We start from the raw sequence: 25,222 nt of genomic DNA, 5'->3' as shown, positions 1-25,222 counted from the left end.
GCTCACCGGACCCACGCCATGACCCAATTTCCCCGCCGCACCTTCGCGATCATCTCTCATCCCGATGCCGGCAAGACCACGCTGACCGAAAAGCTGCTTTATTTCGGCGGCGCGATCCATCTCGCCGGCGAGGTGAAGGCGCGCGGCCAGACCCGCCGCGCCCGCTCCGACTGGATGAAGATCGAGCAGCAGCGCGGGATATCGGTCACCTCGTCGGTGATGACCTTCGAGCGCCAGGGGATCACCTTCAACCTGCTCGACACGCCGGGCCACGAAGACTTCTCCGAGGACACCTATCGCACGCTGACCGCGGTCGACTCGGCCGTCATGGTGATCGACGCCGCCAAGGGCATCGAGCCGCAGACGCGCAAGCTGTTCGAGGTCTGCCGCCTGCGCAACGTGCCGATCATCACCTTCGTCAACAAGGTCGACCGCGAGGGCCGCGATCCGTTCTCGCTGCTCGACGAGGTGGCGGAGATGCTCCAGCTCGACGTCTGCCCGATGAGCTGGCCGGTCGGCATGGGCGGCGAGTTCGAGGGTGTCTACGATCTCTACGCCAACACGCTGAGCCGCCCCGAAGGGGACAGCCGCGAGTTCATGGGCAAGGCGATCCCGTTCACCGGCATCGACGATCCCGAACTCGCCAAGATCCTCAGCCCCGAAGCGATGATCCGCCTGAACGACGAAGCCGAACTCGCGCAGGGCGGCTATTCGAGCTTCGACCCCGAGGCCTATCGCGCGGGCAACCTGACCCCCGTCTATTTCGGCTCGGCCCTCAAGGACTTCGGCGTTGCCGAACTGATCGCCGCGCTCGCCGACTACGCCCCGCCACCGCGCGCGCAGCCAGCCGAGCCTGCGCCCGTGTCCCCGGACGAGCCCGAAGTCACCGGCTTCGTGTTCAAGGTGCAGGCGAACATGGACCCCAACCACCGCGACCGCATCGCGTTCATGCGGCTGTGCTCGGGCGTGTTCAAGCGCGGCATGAAGCTCACCCCGACCGGCCACGGCAAGCCGATCGCGGTCCATTCGCCGATCCTGTTCTTCGCGCAGAACCGCGAACTGGCGGATGAGGCATTCCCCGGCGACATCATCGGTATCCCCAACCACGGCACGCTGCGGGTCGGCGACACGCTTAGCGAGAAGGCCGCGATCCGCTTCACCGGCCTGCCGAACTTCGCGCCCGAAATCCTGCGCCGCGTTGTGCTCAAGGACTTCACCAAGACGAAGCAGTTACGCAAGGCGCTCGACGACATGGCCGAGGAGGGGGTGACGCAGGTGTTCTACCCCGACATCGGCTCGAACTGGATCATCGGCGTCGTCGGGCAACTCCAGCTCGAAGTGCTGCTGTCGCGATTGGATGCGGAGTACAAGGTCGCGGCCGGGCTCGAACCCGCTCCCTACGAGACCGCGCGCTGGATCACGGCGGAAGACCCGCTGGAACTGAAGACCTTCGCCGAGATCAACCGCGGCGCGATGGCCAAGGACCGCGACGGCAACCCCGTCTTCCTCGCCAAAAGCGCTTGGGAAGTGAACTACATCGCCGAACGCTATGCCAAGATCCGCTTCGCCGCGACGCGCGAACGGTAACCGCAAACGGTACAGGGGTGGGGCGTGCTAAGCCGCTCCGGCTCATTCCTGTTCCCGCGTGGTAGAGGCGGTGAAAGCAAAGCAGTCAGCGCCGTCGTACAGAGCCCGGTGAAGAGGGGCTTAGTTCGGCGCTAGGCAGTGTCCTTCTTCGAAAGCATGCGTCGATTGGACGCCGCTTCCTCGAAACGCCACCGGGTCACGCCCGTTCCCACCGCGGTATCTAACCCCGCGGACGCACGGCCTTCAACGCGATCCGGACCGGCTGCATCGTCTCGGCCGGCTTGAACGACAGCAGCATCACCAGCGCGACGCCAGCAATCGACGCCGCGCCGAGGAATCGCACGAAGCGCTCGCCCGTCAGCGGCGCGCCACAGTGGAACAGTGCGGCCGTAAGCACGAGCGCGGCGACGAGGCGTAGCGCACGGATCGCTGACGGCGCGGCTATCCCCAGATCGCGGCGATACCGGAAGGAGGTTGCCGCCAACAGCAGCCAGCCGAAGAAGCACAGTATCGTGGCTTCAAGCATGAACGGTCTCCGATTGTGGTTTGCGGATCTTCGCGACGGGCCTGCTCCGGGCGGAGCGCCACGCGCCGAGTGCAAGCATCGCGGCAATCGCGAGCATGGCGAAATCGAATGCCGCGAAGAGCGTGTCGTCGGTCAGTATCGATTGAGGCAATCCGCGCGACGTCGTCAGCGTATTGACCACCGGGATCGCCGCGAACGCTGCGGCGCCAATCGCGAACCCTTCGGTCCACGCGCGGCGGGCTGGTCGCAACAACTGGAACACCGCAACGGCGCTCCATAGCCAGAACATCGTGGCGACCTCCGCGTCGGCGCGGTTTGGGGTTTCGGCGGGGATCAGGCGGTTAGCGAGCAGGTAGGCGGCCATCCCGATCGGCAGGCCGGCGATGACACCGATGTTCAGCCGCTCGACCAGCTTCAGCCCGAAGAACGGCATCGCGCCCGGCTTGCGACGCTTGGCGGTCCACAGCAGCAGCCCGGTTCCGACCATTGCCGCACCGGTGAGACCGAGCACGAAATACGCCCAGCGCAACGCCGGCCCCGCGAACTGCGCGACGTGCAGCCCGAGCATCACGCCGGCGGTCGCGAGCGCAGGCCCGACGCCGCCAGCGCCCTCAAGGAACCGCCCGTCGCTGCCCGCATAGGTGACCGACGGACCGCGTCCGTTGAGCGAGGCGTTCGCATGGCGGTACAGCGTGACCGTGCTCGCGGCGTCGTTCGGGTTGCGCACCACGAGGGTCGCGACTCGCGCACCGAAGCGTCGCTCGGCATCCGCGACTAGCGGGCCGATCGCCACCAGCGGCTTGGCCACGCCCTGCGCCTCGCGCTCGGTCGGCGTGCCGAACGCCGCCTGCGCGAAATTGGCAGGCTTGGCGTAGTTCGCGGTGACCGGCCACGGCATGTACATCGCCACCAGCGTGATCAGCCCGGTATAGGTGATCATCGCGTGATACGGCAGCGCCAGCACCGCCGAGACGTTGTGCGCGTCGAGCCAGCTGCGCTGCCCCTTGTTCCAGCGCAGCGTGAAGAAGTCGGCGAAGATCCGCTTGTGCGTGATGACGCCCGACACGATCGCGCCGAGCATGAACATCGCGCACAGCCCGGCGAGCCAACGTCCCCACGGATGCGGCAATTGCAGCTGGAAATGGAAGCGATAAAAATGCTCGCCGCCGCGGGTCTCGCGCGCATGCACGACATCGCCGGTCGCGGGATCGAGCACGATCTCGGGTGCGCGCTGCCTGGGAGTCCTGGGCTCCGGCTTGCGCTGTTCGAAGACCCGCGTCACCGCGGTGCGGGCATCCGGGAGGTAGACGTACCATTGCAGATCGTCCGCGCCGACACGCTGCATGTGCGCCACCGCAGTCTCGGCGGCGTGGGCGCTGCTGACCGGCTTCGCGCGAAATTCCGGCTGCATCCACTGCGTGATCTCGGGCCGGAAATAGCTCGCCGTCCCGGTCAGGAACATGGCGAACAGGATCCAACCCGCCAGCAGGCCCAGCCAGCCGTGGATCCATGCCATGCTCTGTCGCAATGTGGTTCTCGCAGCCGAACTCACGGACGAACGCCGAGCAGCCAGAGTAAGCCGCCGCCGACCAGTGCGATTCCCCACACAAGCGCTGCGACCCGCAAAACGCGGTGTTCGTGGAAACACCAGAGGGCGATGCCTGCATAGATCGCGAACGACAGGATCATGCCCCAGCTCGTCGCTTCGACGCGCGCGATCGGGAGCAGGCGGGCGAGTAATGTCGCCAGCACTGCCGCCGCGGCATAGCCGCCGACCAGCGCGGTCGTGCTCCGCAACGCCATGATCCAGACCACGGGACGGATTGTCCGGCCCTTGGGAAATGGGCCGGGTTTCGGGATCCGACCGTGCATGAACATTCTGTCATTTTTCCTTGCGGTGCGTGCCAACCGTCTTTAGCGGCCCTTGCGAGTCATTATCAATATCAAAAGTGGACGGCGTAATGCGGGGACGATTTATAGGCGGGATGCTGCTGGGGACCGCTCTAAGCAGCGTCGGGACGCCGGTGTTCGCGGCAGATCTTATAGCGGCGTCGGCGCCGACCACGGCCCGCGATGCGGCGGCGACCGACGACGATACGCAGACTCGCAGCGACGAGATCGTCGTCAGCGGCGAGCGCATTCGCAAGACCGGCAGCACCGGCACCAAGACCGAGACGCCGCTGATCCGCACGCCGCAGGTCATCACCAGCATCGACGAAAAGGAACTGACGCTCCGCAACGCGCTGTCGATCAACCAGGCGCTCGGCTATGTCGCGGGCGTCTCGCCGAACCAGCGTGGCAATGTCGCTACCCGCTACGACCAGCTCTACGTCCGCGGCTTTGCGCCCGGCCAATATATGGACGGCATGCGGTTGCTCGGCGGAGTCTATTCCACGCCGCAGATCGACTTCCACCTCGTCGAGCGTGTCGACGTGATCAAGGGGCCCGCGTCGGTCCTTTACGGCAACTCGACGCCGGGCGGGCTGGTCAACCTCACCAGCAAGGTTCCCTATGCGGAGTCCGGCGGTCGGATCGAGCTGGCGGGCGGCAATTTTAACCTGTTGCGCAGCGCGATCGACGTGAACCAGCCGCTCGACAAGGACCACAAATGGCTGTTCCGCGTGATCGCGGGTGCGGAGCGGTCGGACGGGTTCGTCACGATGACCGGCAACCGGCGCTATTACGCGCGGCCGATGCTGACCTTCGCGCCCGACGACGCGACCAGCGTGACCCTGATCCTCAACTATCAGCGCGATCCGGAATCGGCGTCGTATAGCGGCGTGCCGGTCTATGGGTCGGCACTCACCAACCCGTCCGGGCAGTTCGCGACCGACTTCAACGTGAGCGAGCCAGCGTACGAAGCGTTCGATCGAAAGCAGAAGTCGGCGACGCTGCTGTTCCGCCACGATTTCAACGACAGCCTCAGCTGGGCGACGAGTGCGCGCTACCTCGACGTCGATCTCCACTATCGCCAGATCTACCTGTCGGCGTTCGCCACGACAGGCACGGGCGCCAATCGCAACACCGATTTCTCGACGATCGTGCGCGGCGGGGGCGGGTCCGACGAGTCGTTCCGGACGATCACGATCGACAATCACGCGGCCGCCAAGTTCGCTACTGGGCCTTTGCAGCACACGCTGCTCGCCGGCGTCGACTGGCAGAACAACCAGGGCAATAACGACCAGCAGTTCAACACCGGCGTCACTGCCGATCCGGCGACCAGCATCCCGAACCTGAACCTGTTCGCGCCGGTCTATGGCGGGGTGCAGCCGAGTTTTGCGCTGACGCAGACGCGGAATTTTCGTAAGATCGACCAGGTCGGTGCCTATGTGCAGGACCAGATCGCGATCGGCGGGCTGCAACTGATCGCGAGCGGGCGCTACGACTGGTACGACCAGACGACGGTGAACCGCAACGCCGCGGCAGGGGCGGCCAGCGGCGTGACCCGGCTTCACCAGACCGCGTTCACCGGACGCCTCGGCGCGCTGTACGAGACCAAGTTCGGCCTGGCGCCCTTCGTCAGCTATTCGGAAAGCTTCGAGCCGCAGACCGGCACCGCGTTCGACGGCGCAGCGTTCGTGCCCGTTACCGGTCGCCAGTACGAAGCAGGCCTGAAATACCAGCCGCCCGGCACCAGCGCGCTGTTCACGCTCTCGGCCTTCGATCTGCGTCGCCAGAACGTACCGACGACCGATCCCGCCAACCCCAATTTCTCTATCCAGATCGGCGAAGTCGCAGTCCGCGGGATCGAACTCGACGGGCGCGGCGAGATCACACCGGGCCTGACGGTCACGGTCGCCGGGACCTATACCGATCCCGAAGTCACGCAGGGCACGCCGGTCGTCGGCACCGGCGATCAGCTCAGCGGCGTCACCGGCACCAAGCCGCTCGGTATCTCCACATGGAGCGCATCGAGCTTCGTCAATTACGACCTGTCACGCGGCGGCGGCGGCGGCGCGCTGTCGGGGTTCAACATCGGCGGCGGCGTCCGCTATGTCGGCAAGTCGGACGGCACCGCCACGCGCGTGGCGGCAGGCCAGACGCTCACCACCCGGTTCCAGTCGCCGGGCTATGTGCTGGTCGACGCGGTACTCGGCTATGATCTCGGCAAATTCGACGACTCGCTCAAGGGCATGAGCCTGACCGCGAACGTTGCGAACCTGTTCGACAAGCGCCACATCGCCAGCTGTTTCTTCGTCAACAGCTGTTACTTCGGTGCCTCGCGGACCGTCGTCGGATCGCTCCGCTTCAACTGGTGAGGCGGTTGCGCTGGCGTTTCGTTCGCAACGGACGGGACGTCAGCGCATATCCTCAATCGGCGCGGTCAGGATGACGCGCAGGCCGGGCATGTTGTCGTCCTGTTCGATCGTGCCCGACAGTCCGGCGACGACCGCCTTCATCATCCGGCTGCCAAAGCCCTCGCGCGTGCCCGATTTGCCGACGCCCTGGTCCGCGACGATCAGGCGCAGCCGGTTGCGGTGCTGTTCCAGCACGATCTCGATCGGTCCGGCGCGACCCTCATAGGCATATTTGCTCGCGTTGATCACCAGTTCGGTCAGCACCAGCCCGATGTTCACCGCGCGATCGGTCGCGACCAGGATCGGCGCGAGATCCAGGCTCATCCGCGCTGCCCAATCCTCGCCGAGCGAGGTCTTCATGTCGTCGGTCAGCTCCTCGAGATAGCGCGACAGGTCGACCGACTCGACCTGATCGTCGCGGTACAGGCGACGGTGAACCAGCGCGACCGCCGCGAGCCGGGCCTGCGCCTCGGCGAGATGCTCCTTCACCTTTGCGTCGTCCGACGATTTCGCCTGGAGAGACAGGAACGCGGCGACCAGCTGGAGGCTGTTCTGGACGCGGTGATTGACCTCCTTCATCAGGACGTCCTTCTGCGCGATCAGGATGTCCTTGTCGGCGAGCGTGCGTTGCAGGTCGCCGTTGAGAAGACGAAGCCGCTGGTTGACGTGCGCGTCGTGGAACGCCCGGCGCAGACGGTGCGCCGCCTCGATCTCCTCGCGGGTCCAGCGCCGCGATCGACCGCTGACCGCCTGCGTCCAGGACTCGAACGACGTACGCGGCGTGAGGACGGCGTTGGGGTCGACCGAAACCGCCTTGTGCGGATTGCCCGCCCATTCGACTTCCTCGATCTGCTCGGCGCGGAACCACAACAGCATCGCGCCTTCATCGATGAGCGGGAGCGCGAGCACGCCGCTGGCGGCCGCCCTGTAGGTTTCGGCGCGGGGATAGAGCGAGGGCAGTTCGTGCGTCGCGAACGGCTCAATCCCGTTCTGCGTGACCGCCCATTCCGCCAGGTCGAGCACGTCCTCCTCGGCGGGGCACAGGCCGTGCATCGCCACCACCGCGCCGTCGACGAACGCGAAGCCGTCGCCGTCCAGCATCCGCCTGAGGTCGTCGCGCAGTGCGGTGACGATGCTGCGCGGGGCGGGGTCGGTCGCGAGCTTCGGGATGACCGCGTCTTCCGCCGCCCGCAGCCGGAGCCGTTCGCGGTAGGTCTCGGCCTCCTCCTTCGCGCGGATCTGGCGGGCGAGGCCACTCGCCAGAGTCGACGAGGCCGCGCGGATATCGGGGGTCAGCACGCGCGGCGATCCGTGATGGCAGGCGATCATGCCCCACAACAGGCCGTCCTTGACGATCGAGATCGATGCCGACGCCGCGACCCCCATATTGGCGAGATAGCGCAGGTGGATCGGCGAGACGCTGCGCAGCGCGACATCGCTAAGATCGAGAGTCTCGAACCCGGCCGGTCGCAACATCGCAGGCGCATAGTCGATCGCCGGAATCGTCCGCGTCCGGTTGCGCACATACAGAGCGCGCGCTTGCCGGGGGATGTCCGAGGCGGGAAAATGATGGTTGAGGAAGGTGCCGAGTCCCGACACCTTGTCCTCCGCCATCACGCGTCCGGCCTCGTCGTCAAGGAAGCGGTAGACCATGACGCGGTCGAAACCGGTCAGTTGCCGGAACGCGATCGCCGCGCGCTCGCACAGCGCCTGCAGATTGCCGGCGCGTTCGAACGTCATCGCCATCGCGTTGAGCCGGCCGAGCATCGCCGCGGCGGTGACCGGCACGCCCGCGATCGGTTCGAGCTCGACCAGCACGTGATCCGCACTGCGGTGGAGCGTGACGTCGAAGTGTTCGGAAACCCCGGTTACCGGCGCGCCGGCCAGCGCGACTCCGGCGACCGTCTCGCTGGTCGCGAACAACGCCGCGATATCCTGCGCCAACAGCGCCGACAGGTCTCGTCCCAGCCAGTCGTCGGCCAGCCGCGCCTCGATATCGCCGGCCCCTGCGACGATCGCGAGGGTCGCGGCGTCGGCGACCAGCAACAGGCCGTGCGGCTGGATCGCGCCCGGTATGTGGATCGGCTCGCGGTCGCACGCGGTCAGGTCCAGCCCCACGTCCGCGGCGGGGATGGCAGTATCGCTCGGCACGCTCATGAACTGGAAACTCTCGTGATAGCACTCCGACCATGCCGCTACCGGTGGAACAAAGCAAATACCGGCAAGGGTTTAGAGTGTTAACCCAGGGCAGTATCGCGTGGCGCGCTCTCGGCATAGCGGCGCGCGATCACCGCGCAGGCGATCAGTTGCAACTGGTGGAACAGCATGAGCGGCAGCAGGATCACGCCGACCTGCGCGGGCGGGAACAGCACGCCGGCCATCGGCACGCCCGAGGCGAGGCTCTTCTTCGAACCACAGAATTGCAGCACGATCGCATCCTCTCGCGGGAGTTTCATTAGCCGCGCGACGGCGAAGGTAAGCGCGAGAACGAACGCGAGCAGCGCGGCGCAGAGCAGCCCGATCAGCATCAGGTCGCCGATCGACAATTTGGTCCACAACCCCTCGACCACCGCGGCGCCGAACGCGCTGTAGACCACCAGCAGGATCGAGCCACGATCGACCACCGTCAGCATCGCTTTCCGCCGCGTCACCCACGCGCCGATCCAAGGACGCAGCAGATGGCCAGCGACGAACGGCACGAGCAATTGCAGCACGATCGCCTCGACGCTGTCGATCGAGATCCCGCCGCTGCCCGATGCCTTCATTAGCACCGCGACCAGCGCCGGCGTGATGAGAATTCCGAGAAGATTGGAGAACGACGCGCTGCACACCGCCGCGGCGACATTGCCGCGGGCGATCGCGGTGAAGGCAATCGACGACTGAACCGTAGAGGGGAGCAAGGTCAGGAACAGCAGCCCGGCGGCCAGCGGTCCGTTGACGAACGGCAGCGCACTGAGCCCGAGACCGAACAGCGGGAACGCGACGAACGTCACCGCCAGCACCGCGAGGTGCAGCTTCCAGTTGCGCAGGCCTGCCCAGATGGCGTCGCGCGACAGCTTGGCGCCGTGCAGAAAGAACAGCAGGACGATCCCGATATCCGCCGCATAGCCAACGATCGTCGCCATCTCGCCGCGAGCCGGCAAAAGGCTCGCCAACACGACCGTACCGAGCAGCAGCAGGATGAACGGCTCGAAGACCGCCAGGAAACGTTGGGTCACGGGTGCGCTTTAACGTATGCATCCAGCGTCGCGAGATGGCCGCTGAGCGCCTCGTCGTCGAGGAAGCTGCCGAGGAAGCTGTTGCGGGCGAGCGTCACCACCTGCTCGCGCGACAGATTTTTCGCGCGCGCCGTCTGGCGGAAATTCTCGCCGATATAGCCGCCGAAATAGGCCGGATCGTCCGAATGGATCGTCGCGCGCAGGCCGAGATCGAGCATCCGGTCGATCGGATGGTTCTCGAGCCGGTCGACGTTGCGCAATGCGACGTTCGACAGCGGGCACACGGTCAGTGTCATTGCATCGCGGGCGAGGCGGGCGACCAGCGCCGGATCCTCCAGCGCGCGGTTGCCGTGGTCGATCCGGTCCACCTGGAGGATATCGAGCGCCTCGTGGATATACGCAGGCGGGCCCTCCTCGCCGGCATGCGCGCACAGCATCAGCCCGGCATCCGCCGACGCCGCGAACACGCGCGCGAACTTCGACGGCGGATGGCCGACTTCGGACGAATCGAGCCCGACGCCGATGAACTGGTCGAGCCACGGCTCCGCCTGCGCGAAGGTCTTGAACGCGTCCTCCTCGTCGAGATGGCGGAGGAAGCTCATGATCAGCCCGACCGACATGCCGTGCTTGGCCTGCGCTTCGTCGATGCCTGCGAACAGTCCGCGTGCGACGACATCGAAGGGTATGCCACGGTGCGTGTGCGTCTGCGGGTCGAAGAAGATTTCGGCATGCACCACGCCGTCTGCCGCGACCCGGTCGAAATAGGCGACTGCCAGATCGCGGAAATCCTCCTCGGTCTGGAGCACCGCGGCGCCCGCATAATAGATGTCGAGGAAGGTCTGGAGGTTGGTGAAGCTGTAGGCCGCGCGGACGTCCTCGACGCTCTTGAACGGGATCGCGACCTTGTTACGCTCGGCCAGCGCGAACATGAGTTCGGGCTCCAGGCTGCCCTCGATATGGAGGTGCAGTTCGGCCTTTGGCAGGTTCGTGATGAAGTCGCCGTAAATGGAAGGTGGGGTCATGATCCGTCCTGTCTTTGGTCGTCGTGGCCGCAACCATTCCGCGCGCCATGCACTACCGCAAGTGCGAAAGCCGTTGCATGACAATCCTGTCACGTTACCGAGCGCGTGAACGCCACTCATCAACCCGCGCCTAGCGAAGGACAGACTCGATGCCCACAGGACTGGTCGCACTGCTCGACGACATCGCCGGTATCACCAAGCTCGCCGCCGCCAGCCTCGACGATATCGGCGCGGCGACCAGCAAGGCGGGCAGCAAGGCGATCGGCGTGGTGGTCGACGATGCCGCGGTGACGCCGCGCTACATGGTCGGCTTCGAGCCGAAGCGCGAGCTGCCGATGATCGGCAAGATCGCGCTCGGCTCGTTCCGCAACAAGCTGCTCTTCATCCTGCCGGCGGCGCTGGCGTTGAGTGCGTTCGCGCCGTGGTTGCTGACGCCGTTGCTGATGCTCGGCGGCACGTATCTGTGCTTCGAGGGCGCGGAGAAGATCCTCGAGGCGTTCGGCGGCGGCCATGCCGAGGAGGTGGTCGACGCGCCGACCGACCCGAAGGCGCTGGAGGCGCAGAAGGTCTCGGGCGCGATCCGCACCGACTTCATCCTGTCCGCCGAGATCATGGTGATCGCGCTGTCCGACGTCGCGACCAAGCCGATCTGGGAGCAGGCGATCGTGCTCGCGCTGGTCGGCATCGTCATCACGATCGCGGTATACGGCGTGGTCGCGCTGATCGTGAAGATGGACGACATCGGCCTGCATCTGGCGCAGCGCAACGGCGCGGCGGTGCAGGCGCTCGGGCGCGGTCTGGTGAAGGGCATGCCGCTGGTGATGTCGGCGCTGTCGGTGATCGGGACCGCGGCGATGGTGTGGGTCGGCGGCCAGATCATCGTCCACGGCGTCGAGGATTTCGGGTTCACCGCTGTGCCGCACTGGATTCATCACACGGCCGAGAGCGCCGCGGCGGCGGTGCCGGTCGCGAAGGGGATCGTGAACTGGGCGGTGAACGCGTTCTTCTCGGGGATCGTCGGGTTGATCTTGGGCGGCGCGATCGCGCTGGGGTTGCATGCGGTGAAGGGCAAGAAGGCGCACTGATCCGGGGGAGCGTCATTCACGCCTCCTTGTTCTCCCGCGAAGGCGGGAGCCCAGTCTGGGTCCCCGCCTTCGCGGGAGAACAATTGAGCATAAGAAGCCGGGGACATGGGCTGCCGGGGCAGCCGAACCTCCCCACTAAGGCACCTCCCCGGCGAAGGCCGGGGTCCAGTTGGATAACGTGGCTAACTAAGGGTGCGCTCCGTTACTGCGACCTTCCCACCTGGGCCCCGGCCTTCGCCGGGGAGGTATTCTGTGGGATAGAGGGAGGTATTTTGTGGGAGAAAGCGGCCGCTACTTCGCAGTCCACTTCCCCATCCAGCCCAGCACTTCACCATACCATTGCCGCGAGTTCTTCGGCTTCAGCACCCAGTGGTTCTCGTTCGGGTTGACCAGTAACCGCGACGGAATCCCGCGGCGCTGCAACGCGGTGAACGTCGCCAGCCCCTGCGTGTACGGAATCCGGAAGTCCTTCTCGCCGGTGATCACCAGCATCGGCGTCTTCCACTTGGCGACGTAGTTGACCGGGTTCCATTTCTCGAACGCCTGCGGGTCCTCGTAATAGGCCTTGCCGCCATGCTCCCATTCGTCGAACCAGAGCTCCTCGGTCTCGTACGCCATCGCGCGCGCGTCGAACACGCCGTCATGCTGGACGATGCACTTGAAGCGATCGGGCCACTGCCCCTCGATCCAGTTCATCATATAGCCGCCGTATGACGCGCCGAGCGCGCAGGCATTGTCGGCATCGAGCCACGCGAACTTGTCGGTCGCGGCCTTCAGCCCCTTTTGCAGATCCTCGAGCGGCCAGCCGCCCCAATTGTTGCTGATCGCATCGGTGAAGCCCTGCCCGTAGCCGGTCGACCCATGGAAATCGACCGCGACCAGTCCGTAGCCGGCGCCTGCGAACACCGCCGGGTTCCAGCGATAGGACCAGCTGTTGTTGCTCGATCCCTGCGGTCCGCCGTGCACCATGTAGGCGATCGGGACTTTCCCCGCCGAGCCGTACGGCTTCACCGCATAGCCCCAGACGGTGTCGGCGTTCGCGCCCTTGAAGTTGAACCGCGTGACGGTCGGCATGTCGATCCCGGCGAGCTTCGCAGCGTTGACCTGAGTCAGGCGCTGCGGTGCGCCGGTGCCAAGACGAAAGAAATCGGCCGGTGCGGTGAGGCTGTCCATCGCCACCACCGGCCCACGCGGCGTGATCGCGACGGCGCCGACATGGCCCTCCTGCGTCAGCCGCGTGACGGCACCGGTGGTCGCATCGACGCGAAACAGCGGCGTCTCCTGCGTGTCGTCCGCCGTCACGTAGAGCGACTTCGAGTTCGGCGCCCACGCGATCGAGCCGACCGACCGGTCCCAGCGCTCGGTCAGCGACACCGTCTTGCCGCTGGCGATATCGCGCAGCGTCAGCACCTGGCGATCCGCCTCGAACCCCGGCCGGCGCATCGCGAAATAGGCGAGCGTGCGGCCATCGGGCGATACCGTCGGCAGGTTGTCGGTCGCCGTGTTCGCCGCGGTCAGGTTGACCGGGGCCGCAGAGCCGTCCGCGGGCACCGAGAAGATGTCGAGATTGGTCGACAGCGCCTCGATCCGCCCGGCCTCGCGCAGGGCGAAATAGACGGTGCGGCCGTCGGGGCTCCACGAGACTTCCTCGCCGCCGCCGAACGGCTTGGACGGCGCATCGCCGACCAGCGCACCGACCAGCGGAACGCCGTTCCCGGTCGCACCCGCGGCGGTCAGCGGCAGCACGAACAGCTGCGAGCGCGTGCCGTCCGCCCATGTATCCCAATGCCGCACGAACAGCTGGTCGTAGATCCGCCCGGCCCCCGCGTTCGGGTCCTTCTTGACCATCGCGGGCTCGAGGCTCGGTGCACCCGGCTTGCGATCCGCCCAGACGAGCAGCTTGTCGCCGGTCGGCGCAACCTTGAAGCCGCTGAACCCGCCCTTGAAAGCGGTCAGCTTGCGCGGCGTGCCGCCTGTGACGGGCACCGACCAGACCGCATCCTCGCCGCCCTTGTCGGACGTGAAATAGACCGTGCTGCCGACGATCTGCGGGTCGTTCTCGTTGACCTGCGGATCGGCGAGCAGCTTCACCGGCGTCGCGCCCGGCGTGCCGAGGTCGAGCCGCCAGAGATCGAAACGGCCCTTGTCCGCCGCGAGATCGGTTTCGCGCTGCGCCCAGACGAGCCAGCGTCCGTCCTGCGACGTGGTCGGCGCACCGACGCGGCTGAGCATCGTGACGTCGTCGATGGTGAGTTGCCGGGCGGCGGCGGGGGCACTCGCAAAGGCGAGCACGGCGAGGCTGGCGGAGAGCAGGATCTTCATGGCGTGCTTGATAGGACGCTTGCGAGATTGCGCGCAATCACCTCGATTGCTTGCCCGCTCAGCTTCGCTTGCACACCCCGGCTTCGCTTGCGTGAAAGCACCGGTTCAGATCATGGCGGTATCAGGTCATGATCGCCCAACGCCTCCAGGATCGCCTTGCATGTTGAAGTCTTTGATCCGCGGGACGGCGAGTGCGCTGCTTGCGGTTGCCATGGCGACCGCGTCCGCCGCGCAGGTCGCTCCCCCGCCCACGAGTGGCCCGGCGCATGTGCAGGCGCATGTGCAGTTGCCGGTCGATGCGCTGATGCAGGACGCGGGGGAATATGCGCGGCGGTTCGGCGTGCCGTTCGACGAGGCGTTGCGGCGGCTGCGGGCGCAGGGCGACAGCGTGCCGGCGACCGACGCGCTGCGCGAAACCTTCAAGGATCGCTGGGCCGGGATCGCGATCGAGCATCTGCCGACCTACCGGATCGTCGTGCTGCTGACCGGCACCGATCCTGTGCCGGACCAGCAGGTTGTCGCCGGCGGGATGACCGTTCCGATCGTCTTCCGCACCGGCGCGGCCGCGACGCGGGAGGCGGTGCTGGCCGCGATCACCACCTATCAGGCGAAGATCCGCGACTCCCTGCCGCATCCGCCCGGGCTGGGCGTGGACCAGCGGACCGGCGAACTTGTGGTGATGACTGCCAGCTCGGATGCGGATCTCGACCGGAACGGCGAATTGCGCGAGCGCATCGCGGCGATGACCGGCGTGCCGGTACGCATCGACGTCGTCGATCGGCCGCCGGTCGACATGCAGGCGGTGATTGCGCCCGCTGCACCCGCCGTGGCGCCTGCCTCAAGCGGAGCCATCGAGGGCGGCGGACGCGTGGTCGGTACCGTCGATGGCAAGCGCTATGCCTGCACGACGGGCTTCGTCGTGTCCGATGGCATCCGGAACGGCGTGGTCACCGCGGCGCATTGCCCGGACACGCTCTCCTATGTCGGCAAGCGCCCTTCGGACGGCAGCCGCGAGGACTGGCCGCTGGCGTTCGTCGGGCAATGGGGCTGGGGATATCAGGACGTACAGGTCAACATCGCGACCGCCCCGGGCATCGCCTACGCGCCGCTGTTCTATGCGGACACCGCCAAGACGCTCGCGCGGCCCGTCGCGACATGGCGCTACCGCACCAGCACCCGCGCGGGCGACTTCGTCTGCCATCGCGGCGAGCGGACTGGCTATAGCTGCGCGGTGGTGGCGATGGTCGATTTCGCGCCGGCGGGTGATCTGTGCGGCGGCGCGTGCCTGCCGACCTGGGTCGCGGTCGAGGGGCCGACGTGCAAGGCGGGCGACAGCGGTGCGCCGGTGTTCGAGGGCACCACTGCGCTAGGCATCGTCAAGGGCGGTACCTATCGCCGCGACGGCACGTGCCTGTTCTATTATTACATGTCGACGGATTACCTGCCGCAGGGCTGGACGCTGCTGCACCAATAGGGCGGCCGATTGTGTCTCCCCGCCAAGCGCTGTAGTCCCGCCGGGAACACGGTGCCGCCGAGCGCCGATCGGCGGCCTATCGACACGGGCGGAACATGGACTCCTCGGGCCTTGAGGCCGTTTTCCTCGCGAACCGCGACACGCTGCTGCGGTTTCTCCGCTCGCTCGGCGCGGGCGATGCGGCGGAGGATCTGCTGCACGAGCTGTGGATGCGGATACAGTCGGCGCCGACCGGGCCGATCGCGTCGCCGCTGTCGTATCTGTACCGGATGGCGAACAATCTGATGCTCGACCGCCACCGCGCGGTGCGGCAGGCCGAGAAGCGGGATCGGGAATGGACCGAGGCGACTGGTGGCCCCTCGCTCGATCGGTCCGAGGAGCCGTCCGCCGAACGCGTCGTGATCGCGCGCGAGCAGGCGGCGCTAGCGGAGACGGCGTTGCAGTCGGTCGGCGACCGGGCAGCGCGGATATTTCGACGGCACCGGATCGATGGGATCGAGCAGCGGACGGTCGCGGCGGAGTTCGGCGTGAGCCTCAGCACCGTCGAGGGCGACCTGCGAAAGGCCTATCGCGCGATGATCGATGCAAAGCGACGCTATGATGAGGCCTGATACGATCGTCTCCGTCTTCGGCTATAGGAGGCCATGATGGCGGAGCATGACGATATCAACGCGCAAACGCTGGACTGGGTAGTCCGGACCGGCAGCGACGCGTTCGACGACTGGCCGGCGTTCCACGCCTGGCTGGAGGCGGACCCGCGTCATGCGGCGGCGTATCATGCGATGTCGGCGGATATCGCGGAGATGGCGGCGACCGTGCGTCCCGTGCAGTCCGCGCCGATCGCGATGCAGCCTCCGCGGAGGCGCTGGCCGGTCTGGACCGGCGGCGCGATCGCGGCGTCGCTGGCGTTGTTCGTCGGCTATGAGGCGCTCGAAACGCGCGCGCACCCCTATGCTGTCGAAACCGCGGCGGGCGCCATGCGGACGGTGCAACTCGCGGACGGGAGCAGCATCGCGATGGGTGGTGCGACACGCCTGATGCTCGATCGCGACGACCCGCGGGTCGCGACACTGGAGCGCGGCGAGGCGATGTTCGTGGTCCGGCACGACGACAGCGATCCGTTCGAGGTGAGCGTCGGCGGCGCGCGACTGGTCGATGTCGGCACCGCGTTCGACGTGAAGTTCGCGCGTGGCGAGACCCACGTCGCGGTGTCCGAGGGCGCGGTCGACTATAACCCGGGACGCGACGGCATCCGGCTCGTGAAGGGGCAGGGGTTGGTCGTGCGCGACGGCGAGGCGACCGTGACCAATGTCGACGTCGCCAGCGTCGGGTCGTGGCGCGACAGCGTGCTGGCGTATGAAGGCGCGACGCTGGCGGAAGTCGCGGACGACCTGTCGCGCGCGCTCGGCGTCGACCTGCGCGCCGACCCGACAGTGGCGAAGCGTCCGTTCAGCGGTAGCATCGCGACCGCCAAGTTGTCGGGCGACCCACGGCTCGCCGCGCCGCTGCTGGGTGTCGCGATCCGCAAGCGTGGTGGCCACTGGGTGATGTCCTCCCGCTCGTGAGGATGCACGGATGTCTGGTCGTCGCGGCGCTCGCCGTCGCCGCTCCCGCGCAGGCGGGGCAGGGGGCGGTCGACTTGCCAGCGGGGCGTCTTGGGGACGCGGTGTTGGCGCTCGGGCGTCAGTCGGGGACGAGCATCGTCGTCGGCGATCCAAGACTTTGGGCGCGGCGCGTGCCGGCCGTGCGTGGGCGGATGAGCGCACGCGAGGCGCTCGACCGGCTCGCAGTCGCGGCAAACGCCGACGTCGCAGCCGCAGGACCGTTGGGATGGCGGCTCGTTGCGCGCGCGCCGCACGTCGCGATAGTCCGGGTGAAACGTCCGAAGATCGTGCCCGTGCCGGCACCGGCGGTCAAAAGCGCGGATATCGTCGTCACCGGCAGCAAGCGCGACGTCCGGTTGCGCGATTTCGCAGGGCAGGTGGCGTTGCTCGACGGGGCCGATCTCGCGCTCGGCGGTGCGGGCGGGACCGAGGCGATCCTCGCGCGGCTGGCCAGCGTATCGTCGACGCATTTGGGGGCGGGGCGCAACAAGCTGTTCATCCGCGGCATCGCCGATTCCAGTTTCACGGGGCCGACGCAAACCACGGTGGGCCAGTATTTCGGTGACTTGCGGCTGAGCTACAACGCGCCCGATCCCGATCTTCGGCTGTACGATATCGCGTCGGTCGAGGTGCTCGAAGGGCCGCAGGGGACGCTGTACGGCGCAGGGTCGCTCGGCGGGATCATCCGCACCGTGCCGAATGCGCCGGAGCTGGGCGCGGTGTCGGCGACGATCGCGGGCGGTCTGTCGGCCACGTGGCAAGGCGATCCGGGTGCGGACCTGGGCGCGACGCTGAACGTGCCGCTCGGCGAGCGGGTGGCGCTGCGCGTCGTCGGCTACGGGGTGAGCGAAGGCGGGTATATCGACAATCCGGTGCTCGACCGGCGCGACGTGAACCGGACGCGGATCGGCGGCGGTCGCGCGATGCTGAGGCTCGATGCGGGGCATGGCTGGACCGTCGATCTCGGCGGGATCGGGCAATGGACCAAGGGCGACGACAGCCAATATGCCGACCGCGACGCGCCTGCTTTGACGCGATCGAGCGCGATCGTGCAGGGCTTCTCGGCGGATTACACGATGGGGCAGGTGGTCGTATCGGGCGAGATCGGCGGGCTGAAGGTCAAATCCTCGACCGGGATCGTCGGCCAGACGCTGACCGAGCGCTACGACGCGACGCTGCCCGAAGGCGAGGCCCGCGTGTTCGCACAGCGCAACGCGACGTCGATGATCGCGAACGAGACGCGGGTCTGGCGGCCGATGCGGAACGGGTTCGGCTGGGTGGTCGGTGGCAGTTTTACGCACAACCGGACGCGGCTGTCGCGGTCGCTCGGGCCGGTCGATGCGCCGGCGCCGGTGACGGGTGTGACCAACAGCATCGACGAGGCGACGCTGTACGGCGAGGGGAGCGTGCAACTGGTGCGTGGCCTGACCGCGATCGCTGGCGCTCGGGTCACGCGGGCCTCGCTGGCAGGCACTGGCGAGGACGTCGCGCCGGCGCGGCTGGAGACCGTCGCGCTCGCCCGTGCGCGCGTGACCGCGGACCGGATCGAGACGAGCGTGCTGCCGTCCGCCTCGCTGATCGCCGCGGTGCTGCCCAAGGTGTCGCTGTACGGGCGGTACCAGCAGGGATTCCGCCCGGGCGGGCTGGCGATCGAGAGCGATTTCGTGCGACGGTTCGAGAATGATCGCGTGCGGACGCTGGAGAGCGGCGTGCGCTATGGGCTTGCCGGAATCGACAGCGCGTATCTGTCGGCGAGCGTGTCGCACACGATCTGGCAGGATATCCAGGCGGACTTCATCGACGCGACCGGTCTGCCGAGCACCGCCAATATCGGCGACGGGCGGATCTGGACGTTCAGCGCGGCGGGCGGATGGAAGCCGGTCGCCGGGCTGACGTTCGACGCGGGCTTCACCTATAACGACAGCCGCGTGACCGAGCCCAGCCCGGCGCTGTTCGTGGCGCTCGCGCGGATGAGCCAGGTGCCGAACATCGCGCGCTATGCCGGGCGGCTGGGCGCGGATTACCGGCGGGATGTCGGGCGGGATCTGGAACTGCGGGTATATGGGTGGGCGCGGTATGTGGGGCGGTCGCGGCTCGGGGTCGGGCCTGTGCTTGGCGAGGAGCAGGGGGATTATCTCGATACGGCGCTGACGGCGCGGGTTGGGCGGCAGTCGTTGGGGGTGACGTTTGGGGTGACGAATTTGACGGACAGCGTTGGCAACCGGTTCGCGTTGGGGACGCCGTTCCAGGTGGGGAGCGGGCAGATCACGCCGCAGCGTCCTCGGACGGTAAGGATCGGACTCGATGCGGCGTTCTAAGCTCCCCTCCCTGGAAGGTAGGGGTCGGGGGTGGGTCGGCTTCCGCGCATTCGAACGGTGGTGGCTCGAGCGGGTGAACCCACCCCCAGCCCCTCCCTTCCAGGGAGGGGAGCTAGAAGGTGCCGACGTTTACGCCTTGGCGTTTGCCAGCGCTCGCTGATCGGAGGGGAGCAGTGCGAGGGCGGTCTTGTAGCAATCTTCGACATGCGAATTGCCGACCAGCTTCATCGCGCCGAAGCTGATCGTCGCGGCCACCGCCGAGCCCGCGAAGGGGATGAACTTCGCCATCGATCCGACCGCGACGCGTGCGCCGACGCGGCGGAGGAGGGCGACGACGATGCGCTTGGTCACCATCCGGCCGATCATCGTGTTGCCGAGGCTCGACGCCATCACCAGCGCCTGCTGTGCGATCTGCGGCTCGAGCTTTTTCACCTGGTCGTGATCGAGGCCGAAGCGCTTGCTGATTTCGGGCAGCAGTTTGGTGAGCAGGCCGATGTCCGCGACGATATCCGCGCCGGGGATCGGCACGACCGCAGCCCCCGCCGACATCATCGAGCGCGTCGTGACGAGGCGCTTGCTGTCGTCGCGTATGCGGTCGAGTTCGGCGATGGTAGTGATCATGCTGGCGTTTCCCTGAAATTATCGAGCCGACAACGCGCCGCCGGGTTCCTGGTGCCACGGGATAATAGCGCGCGGTTCAAGGTTCGCGAGCCCCGCCTCCGTCCTCTTTTCGAAAACACATCGAAAAGGGTTCCGTATGCGTCGTCTCCTGCTGACCACCACCTGCCTGTTCGCGATCACGTCGCCGCTGCAGGCGCAGACCGTGATCGACACCAAGCGGACCGATGCGGTGCGGACCTCGACGATCAAGGCGGGCGCACCCGACAACATCCGCATCGCCGCGGCGGGTTCGGTGACGCCGACCAGCGGCACCGCGGTCACGGTCGACAGCGTCAATTCTGTCACCAACGAAGGTACGATCCAGGTCACCAACGCCGACGGATCGACCGGCATCCTCGCCAATGCCGGCACCGGCGGCGGCATCACCAACGCGGCGGCGGGCAAGATCATCGTCGACGAAAGCTATGTCGCGACCGATACCGACAAGGACGGCGACCTCGACGGGCCGTTCGCGGCGGGCACCGGACGCACCGGCATCCGCACCGCGGGCGCCTACACGGGCGCGATCGTCAACAGCGGCGCGATCACGGTGAAGGGCAACGACTCCGCGGGCATCTGGCTGGGCGGGCCGCTGACCGGTGCCTTCACGCATGACGGCCAGACATCGGTCACCGGCAACGGATCGACCGGCGTGCGGATCGCCGACGTCACCGGCAACGTCCGGCTCGCGGGCACGATCGCGGCGATCGGACAGGGTGCGGTCGCCGCGCGCGTCGACGGCGACATCGCGGGTGCGCTGGTGGTGCAGGGCGCGCTCGGCTCGACCGGCTATCGCTATGCGACGGCGCCGGCCGATACGACCAAGCTCGACGCCGACGACCTGTTGCAGGGCGGGTCCGCGCTGGTCGTCGCGGGCAACGTCTCGGGCGGTATCATCTTCGCGATCCCGCCAAAGGACGCGAGCACGACCGATACCGACGAGGACAAGGACGGTCTTCCCGACGCGACCGAAGGCTCGGCGGCGATCACCTCCTTCGGCGCAGCGCCGGCGGTGCAGATCGGATCGGCCACGCGCGCTGTCGCGATCGGTGCGATTGCCGGCACCGGGACCGGCTACGGGTTGATCGTCGATGGCGGCATCGCGGGTAGCGGCGTCTATGGTGGCGTCGAGGGCAATGGCCTCGCCATCGGTGGGCTTGGCGGCGCGGTGACGATCGCCGGCGGGATCGGCATCAACGGGACCGTCGCGGCGGCGGCTAACGGCGCGAGCGCAACCGCGCTGAAACTCGGCAGCGGTGCGTCGACCCCCGAAATCCGCAATGCCGGCACAATCTCGGCAGCCGGCGGCGGCACGGCGGCATCGCGCTCGACGGCGGTGCTGATCGACACCGGTGCCTCGGTCGCGACGGTCCGCAACAGCGGCACGATCAAGGCGACCGCACAAGCCGCCGACGGCACCGCGATCGGCATCCTCGACCGGTCGGGCACCGTCACTCTGGTCGAGAACAGCGGCGGTATCGGTGCTTCGGGTGCGCTCGCCACCTCCGAGCGTAACGTCGCGGTCGATCTCTCGGCGAACACGACCGGCACGATCCTCCGCCAGACCGCGGTCGCGACCGGCATCGCCGCGCCCGCGATGGTCGGCGACGTGCGCTTCGGCACCGGCAACGATCTGTTCGACGTGGCGGACGGCACCGTCACCGGCACCGCACGGTTCGGCAGCGGCAACAACCGCCTGGTGCTGTCGGGTGACGCGAACTTCACCGGCGGCGCGGTGTTCGGCGCGGGCAACGACGCGCTCGCGCTGGCCGGTACGTCTGTGTTCAACGGTGCGGCGGACTTCGGTGGCGGTACCGATACGCTGACGCTCGGCGGCACCTCGCGCTTCTCCGGCACGCTCGCCAACGCACAAGGACTCGCGGTCGCGGTCGCCGGCGGCACGCTCGACATCACCAAGGCCGCGTCGATCGCCTCGCTCTCGGTCACCGGCGGCGGCGTGCTCGCGGTGACGCTCGACAAGGCCGGCGGCACCAGCACGGCGATCCAGGTCGCGGGCACTGCGGCGTTCGACAAGGATTCGAAGCTCGCGCTGAAGCTCACCAGCGTCGTCGATGCCGAGGGACGCTACACGGTCCTGCGCGCCGGTACGCTGACGGGTGCCGCAAACCTCACCGCGACCACGACCCTGCTCCCGTTCCTCTACAAGGGCAGCATCGCGACCGGCACGGGCAACGAACTCGCAGTCGACGTCGCGCGCAAATCGTCGACCGAACTCGGGCTCAACCGCTCGCAGGCGTCGGCCTATGACGCGATCTACAAGGCGCTCGGCAACGACGCGAAAATCGGCGGTGCGTTTCTCAACATCACCGATGGCGACGCATTCCGCGGCTCGGTCCGCCAGATGCTGCCCGATCATGCCGGCGGCACATTCGAGGCGGTCACGATGGGCTCGCGCGCAACCGCCCGCGTGCTCGCCGACCCGCATGGCCCGTTCAAGGACGAGGGGAAGTGGGGCTATTGGGTAACGCAGGTCGCATGGGGCACGTCGAAAAGCGTCGCCGATACCGCAGGCTATGACATCAGCGGCTGGGGCGTTTCGGCTGGTGCGGAATACAAGACCGGCGTCGGCAATTTCGGGACCTCGCTCGCGTATCTGAACGGGCAGGATGCCGATGACGGCACCAACAACGAAGTGCGATCGAACCAGTATGAACTGGCCGGATATTGGCGCGGGCATTGGGGCGGTCTGCAGGCGAATGCGCGCGTCTCGGGCGCCACGATCACATTCGATGGTTCGCGTAATTTCAACGGTGCGATCGGTAGCGAAGCGGTCGATCGGACCACGAACGGCGATTGGAACGGCACGCTCTACGCAGCATCCGGCGGGCTGTCGTACGAGGCCGGCAAGGGCAAGCTGATCTTCCGCCCCGTCCTCGCGATCGATTACTACAAGCTCAAGGAGGACGGCTATAGCGAGACCGGCGGCGGTAAGGCGATCGACCTCGTCGTCCAGTCGCGCACCAGCGACGAACTCGCGGTCACCGGCAGTGGCGCGCTGGGTCTGAACTTCGGCGGTCCCGACTATCAGGACGGCTGGTTCCGCGTCGAGGCGGAGGGTGGCCGTCGACAGATCGTCGGTGGCGGCCTCGGCGCGACCACTGCGGCGTTCGAAGGTGGTCAGTCGTTCACGCTGACTCCCGAAAAGCGCACCAGCGGCTGGGTCGGCAAGCTGCGCGGCGTCGGTGGCAACGGCATCTTCAGGATGGGTGGCGAGTTCAACGCCGAACAGCAACAGGGCCGCGTCGCACTGTCGCTGCGTGCGAGCCTGCAGATCGGACTGTAGGCGGCGGCTGAGTTCGGGGGCGGGGCTTTTCGGGGTTAGTATGGCTCGTTTCCGCCCCCGGACTGTTGTCGGCGCATAGCGAGGAGCGAATATCATGGCCGAAGACCGTTTGAACATCGACACCAAGACCCTCGAGGACAACAGCGACCTTCGCCAGGTCGAGTTCGAGGCCGAGGTGAGCGAGGAACGCTATCAGTTCGCGGTCCAGTACGATGTGCTCGAAGCGCTCAGCGCCGTATCGCCCGAGGGTGAGGCGGTGACGATCTTCAAGCAGCATGCCGAAAGAATCGCTCAACTCGGCGTTGTCGCATTGGCCCGCGATCCCGACCAGGAGATCGTCGTGATCAGCGAGAACGATCTGGACTAGCGGCGTCTTCCGGCCGATCCTGTTTATCGATCTGGCAGCGTCGTCGGGACTGGTGGGAGACGGATGATGAAGTTGATCTGGACGGGCGCCGCATTGGCGATGACGATTGCCCCCGGCACCGGTGTTGCCGATGCCCAGAAAGCGAGCCCGGCGATCACGAAAGCATTGGCCGATCCCGCGCGGGGGGACCAGCACGGCGACGATGCACGCCGCAAGGCCGCCGAAGTGCTGGCGTTCTCGGGCGTGAAGCCGGGCAACGTCGTCGTCGATTACCTGCCGGGTGCGGGGTATTGGACGCGGATCTTCACCGGCATCGTCGGTCCCAAGGGGCATGTCTATGCGGTATGGCCGGCCGCCGGTGCGAAATACGCCGAGACGTCGCTGCCGGCGTTGCAGGCGCGCAGTCTCGCCAACGTGACGGCCGAGGTGCAGCCGACCAACCTGCCGACCTCGCCTCGGCCGGTCGACGTGTTCTGGACCGCGCAGAATTATCACGACATTCCCAACAAGGGCGCGGGCGAGCCGGCGTTGCGGGCGTTCGACGGCGCGGTGTTCCGGATGCTCAAGCGTGGCGGCACGTACATCGTCATCGATCACGCCGACGCACCCGGCAGCGGCATGAGCGGCACCGAGGTGCGGCACCGGATCGATCCGGCGGCGGTAAAGGCGCAGGTCCAGGCGGCGGGGTTCAAGTTCGTCGGCGAATCGACCGTGCTACGCAACCCGGCGGACGATCACAGCAAGGGCGTGTTCGATCCGGCGATCCGGGGCCAGACCGACCAGTTCGCCTACAAGTTCCGCAAGCCGTAAGCGGGTCTTGCGGCTGGTCGAAGGCGTCGGCCAGCCGTTCAGGGACGTCTTGAAAAGTTGCGCCTTACCGCGCCGAGCACGCCAGCACCGCAGCGTCGATCGCGGTCGCCGCGCCCGACAGCGCGTAGACGTCTGCGAATGGCCGTCCGCCGACTCCGACCGCTTCGACGCTCATGCTTCGGCCCGAGCGCAGCGCCGCGACGATCGCGCGATCGCTCGGTGCGTCGGTTGCCCAGGCGTCGAGACCGTTCGCGACCAATTGGAACCGCCGCTCGCCGATTGTCAGCGTCACGCCTGCCGATCGATCACGCTCGCGGCTGAGGCGGATATGGAGCGATGCGCGCAGGTTGCGTTTGGGCCAGGTCGCGATGCTGGCGAAACCGCTCGATCGGCCCCCGGCCATCACCGGCCGCGCGATCGCGTAACAGCGGTCGGGACTGGCGTCGCGGAAACTGCCCCAGCCCTTGTAGATGCCGATCGTGTCGCGTGAAGACACTGGCGCCGCGGCCACGAGTGATAACGCCGCGAGTACCCAAACCCCTTTCCCTGGAAGGGGGCGGCAGGGGGTGGATCGGCGCATCTGAGCCCTAGCGGTCCGACCATGCGGAAGCCGCCCCACCCCCAAAC

19 protein-coding genes are annotated in these 25,222 nt (G+C 67.2%); 10 read left to right on the top strand and 9 right to left on the bottom strand.

Annotated elements, in window-relative coordinates; genetic code table 11:
- The first annotated feature begins 18 nt into the window (after window positions 1–18).
- Entirely contained in the window at window positions 19–1,587 is a 1,569-nt protein-coding gene (locus tag H8S47_RS04055; RefSeq protein WP_187502639.1) for a peptide chain release factor 3, read from the top strand.
- Window positions 1,588–1,807: 220 nt separating this feature from the next.
- Here H8S47_RS04055 and H8S47_RS04050 read toward each other — a convergent pair whose 3' ends face one another.
- Genes H8S47_RS04050 through H8S47_RS04040 form a run of 3 tightly spaced genes read right to left on the bottom strand, consistent with a single transcriptional unit; the run spans window position 1,808 to window position 3,985 of the window.
- Window positions 1,808–2,113, bottom strand: a complete 306-nt coding sequence (locus H8S47_RS04050; protein WP_187502638.1) for a DUF3325 family protein — start codon at window positions 2,111–2,113, stop codon at window positions 1,808–1,810.
- Entirely contained in the window at window positions 2,106–3,629 is a 1,524-nt protein-coding gene (locus tag H8S47_RS04045) for a PepSY-associated TM helix domain-containing protein (RefSeq protein ID WP_187502637.1), read from the bottom strand. Before H8S47_RS04045 ends, H8S47_RS04050 begins: the two co-directional genes overlap by 8 nt.
- 32 nt (window positions 3,630–3,661) lie before the next feature.
- Entirely contained in the window at window positions 3,662–3,985 is a 324-nt protein-coding gene (locus H8S47_RS04040) for an iron transporter (RefSeq protein WP_187502636.1), read from the bottom strand.
- Between the two features lie 89 nt (window positions 3,986–4,074).
- Here H8S47_RS04040 and H8S47_RS04035 point away from each other — a divergent pair, with 89 nt between their 5' ends.
- On the top strand, window positions 4,075–6,372 hold the full coding sequence (locus H8S47_RS04035) for a TonB-dependent siderophore receptor (RefSeq protein WP_214654924.1): 2,298 nt from the start codon (window positions 4,075–4,077) through the stop codon (window positions 6,370–6,372).
- Between the two features lie 39 nt (window positions 6,373–6,411).
- Here H8S47_RS04035 and H8S47_RS04030 read toward each other — a convergent pair whose 3' ends face one another.
- The 3 genes from H8S47_RS04030 to H8S47_RS04020 all read right to left on the bottom strand — a co-directional run bounded on the left by H8S47_RS04030 (window position 6,412) and on the right by H8S47_RS04020 (window position 10,651).
- A complete protein-coding gene (locus H8S47_RS04030; RefSeq protein ID WP_413243619.1) occupies window positions 6,412–8,562 on the bottom strand; it encodes a histidine kinase dimerization/phosphoacceptor domain -containing protein in 2,151 nt (716 codons plus the stop codon).
- An 86-nt stretch (window positions 8,563–8,648) separates the two neighbouring features.
- Window positions 8,649–9,629, bottom strand: a complete 981-nt coding sequence (locus H8S47_RS04025) for a bile acid:sodium symporter family protein (protein WP_187502633.1) — start codon at window positions 9,627–9,629, stop codon at window positions 8,649–8,651.
- Window positions 9,626–10,651: an adenosine deaminase gene (locus H8S47_RS04020; RefSeq protein WP_187502632.1), complete on the bottom strand. Its 1,026-nt coding sequence runs from the start codon at window positions 10,649–10,651 to the stop codon at window positions 9,626–9,628. The genes H8S47_RS04025 and H8S47_RS04020 overlap by 4 nt, the downstream gene beginning before the upstream one ends.
- 149 nt (window positions 10,652–10,800) lie before the next feature.
- Here H8S47_RS04020 and H8S47_RS04015 point away from each other — a divergent pair, with 149 nt between their 5' ends.
- A complete protein-coding gene (locus tag H8S47_RS04015) occupies window positions 10,801–11,736 on the top strand; it encodes a DUF808 domain-containing protein (RefSeq protein ID WP_187502631.1) in 936 nt (311 codons plus the stop codon).
- A gap of 291 nt (window positions 11,737–12,027) precedes the next feature.
- On the opposite strand, the gene H8S47_RS04010 is transcribed toward H8S47_RS04015, so the two are convergent.
- Window positions 12,028–14,058 (bottom strand): S9 family peptidase, encoded by a 2,031-nt coding sequence (locus H8S47_RS04010; RefSeq protein WP_187502630.1) that lies wholly within the window; start codon window positions 14,056–14,058, stop codon window positions 12,028–12,030.
- Between the two features lie 160 nt (window positions 14,059–14,218).
- On the opposite strand from H8S47_RS04010, the gene H8S47_RS04005 reads away from it, so the two are divergent.
- From H8S47_RS04005 to H8S47_RS03990, 4 genes are all read left to right on the top strand, one after another.
- Window positions 14,219–15,532 (top strand): chymotrypsin family serine protease, encoded by a 1,314-nt coding sequence (locus H8S47_RS04005; protein ID WP_187502629.1) that lies wholly within the window; start codon window positions 14,219–14,221, stop codon window positions 15,530–15,532.
- Window positions 15,533–15,627: 95 nt separating this feature from the next.
- Window positions 15,628–16,143 carry an RNA polymerase sigma factor gene (locus H8S47_RS04000; protein WP_187502628.1) on the top strand — a complete coding sequence of 172 codons (516 nt, stop codon included), beginning with the start codon at window positions 15,628–15,630 and terminating at the stop codon, window positions 16,141–16,143.
- 36 nt (window positions 16,144–16,179) lie between these two features.
- Window positions 16,180–17,097: a FecR family protein gene (locus H8S47_RS03995; RefSeq protein WP_187502627.1), complete on the top strand. Its 918-nt coding sequence runs from the start codon at window positions 16,180–16,182 to the stop codon at window positions 17,095–17,097.
- Window positions 17,098–17,099: 2 nt separating this feature from the next.
- Complete coding sequence (locus H8S47_RS03990; RefSeq protein WP_187502626.1) at window positions 17,100–19,454, top strand: TonB-dependent receptor; 2,355 nt, start codon at window positions 17,100–17,102, stop codon at window positions 19,452–19,454.
- A gap of 129 nt (window positions 19,455–19,583) precedes the next feature.
- On the opposite strand, the gene H8S47_RS03985 is transcribed toward H8S47_RS03990, so the two are convergent.
- Complete coding sequence (locus tag H8S47_RS03985; RefSeq protein ID WP_187502625.1) at window positions 19,584–20,075, bottom strand: hypothetical protein; 492 nt, start codon at window positions 20,073–20,075, stop codon at window positions 19,584–19,586.
- 136 nt (window positions 20,076–20,211) lie between these two features.
- Here H8S47_RS03985 and H8S47_RS03980 point away from each other — a divergent pair, with 136 nt between their 5' ends.
- The 3 genes from H8S47_RS03980 (at window position 20,212) to H8S47_RS03970 (ending at window position 24,595) form a co-directional block, all read left to right on the top strand.
- Entirely contained in the window at window positions 20,212–23,418 is a 3,207-nt protein-coding gene (locus H8S47_RS03980) for an autotransporter outer membrane beta-barrel domain-containing protein (protein WP_187502624.1), read from the top strand.
- A gap of 94 nt (window positions 23,419–23,512) precedes the next feature.
- Window positions 23,513–23,785 carry a DUF1488 family protein gene (locus H8S47_RS03975; protein ID WP_187502623.1) on the top strand — a complete coding sequence of 91 codons (273 nt, stop codon included), beginning with the start codon at window positions 23,513–23,515 and terminating at the stop codon, window positions 23,783–23,785.
- Window positions 23,786–23,851: 66 nt separating this feature from the next.
- The gene (locus H8S47_RS03970) at window positions 23,852–24,595 is read left to right on the top strand and encodes a class I SAM-dependent methyltransferase (RefSeq protein WP_235982596.1); all 744 of its coding nucleotides are present in this window, start codon (window positions 23,852–23,854) and stop codon (window positions 24,593–24,595) included.
- A 64-nt stretch (window positions 24,596–24,659) separates the two neighbouring features.
- Here H8S47_RS03970 and H8S47_RS03965 read toward each other — a convergent pair whose 3' ends face one another.
- Window positions 24,660–25,175 carry an invasion associated locus B family protein gene (locus H8S47_RS03965; protein ID WP_187502621.1) on the bottom strand — a complete coding sequence of 172 codons (516 nt, stop codon included), beginning with the start codon at window positions 25,173–25,175 and terminating at the stop codon, window positions 24,660–24,662.
- Window positions 25,176–25,222 lie beyond the last annotated feature (47 nt).

Source organism: Sphingomonas albertensis (assembly GCF_014358075.1).
Lineage (GTDB): Bacteria > Pseudomonadota > Alphaproteobacteria > Sphingomonadales > Sphingomonadaceae > Sphingomonas > Sphingomonas albertensis.
This window is presented reverse-complemented; position numbering and strand designations above follow the sequence as displayed.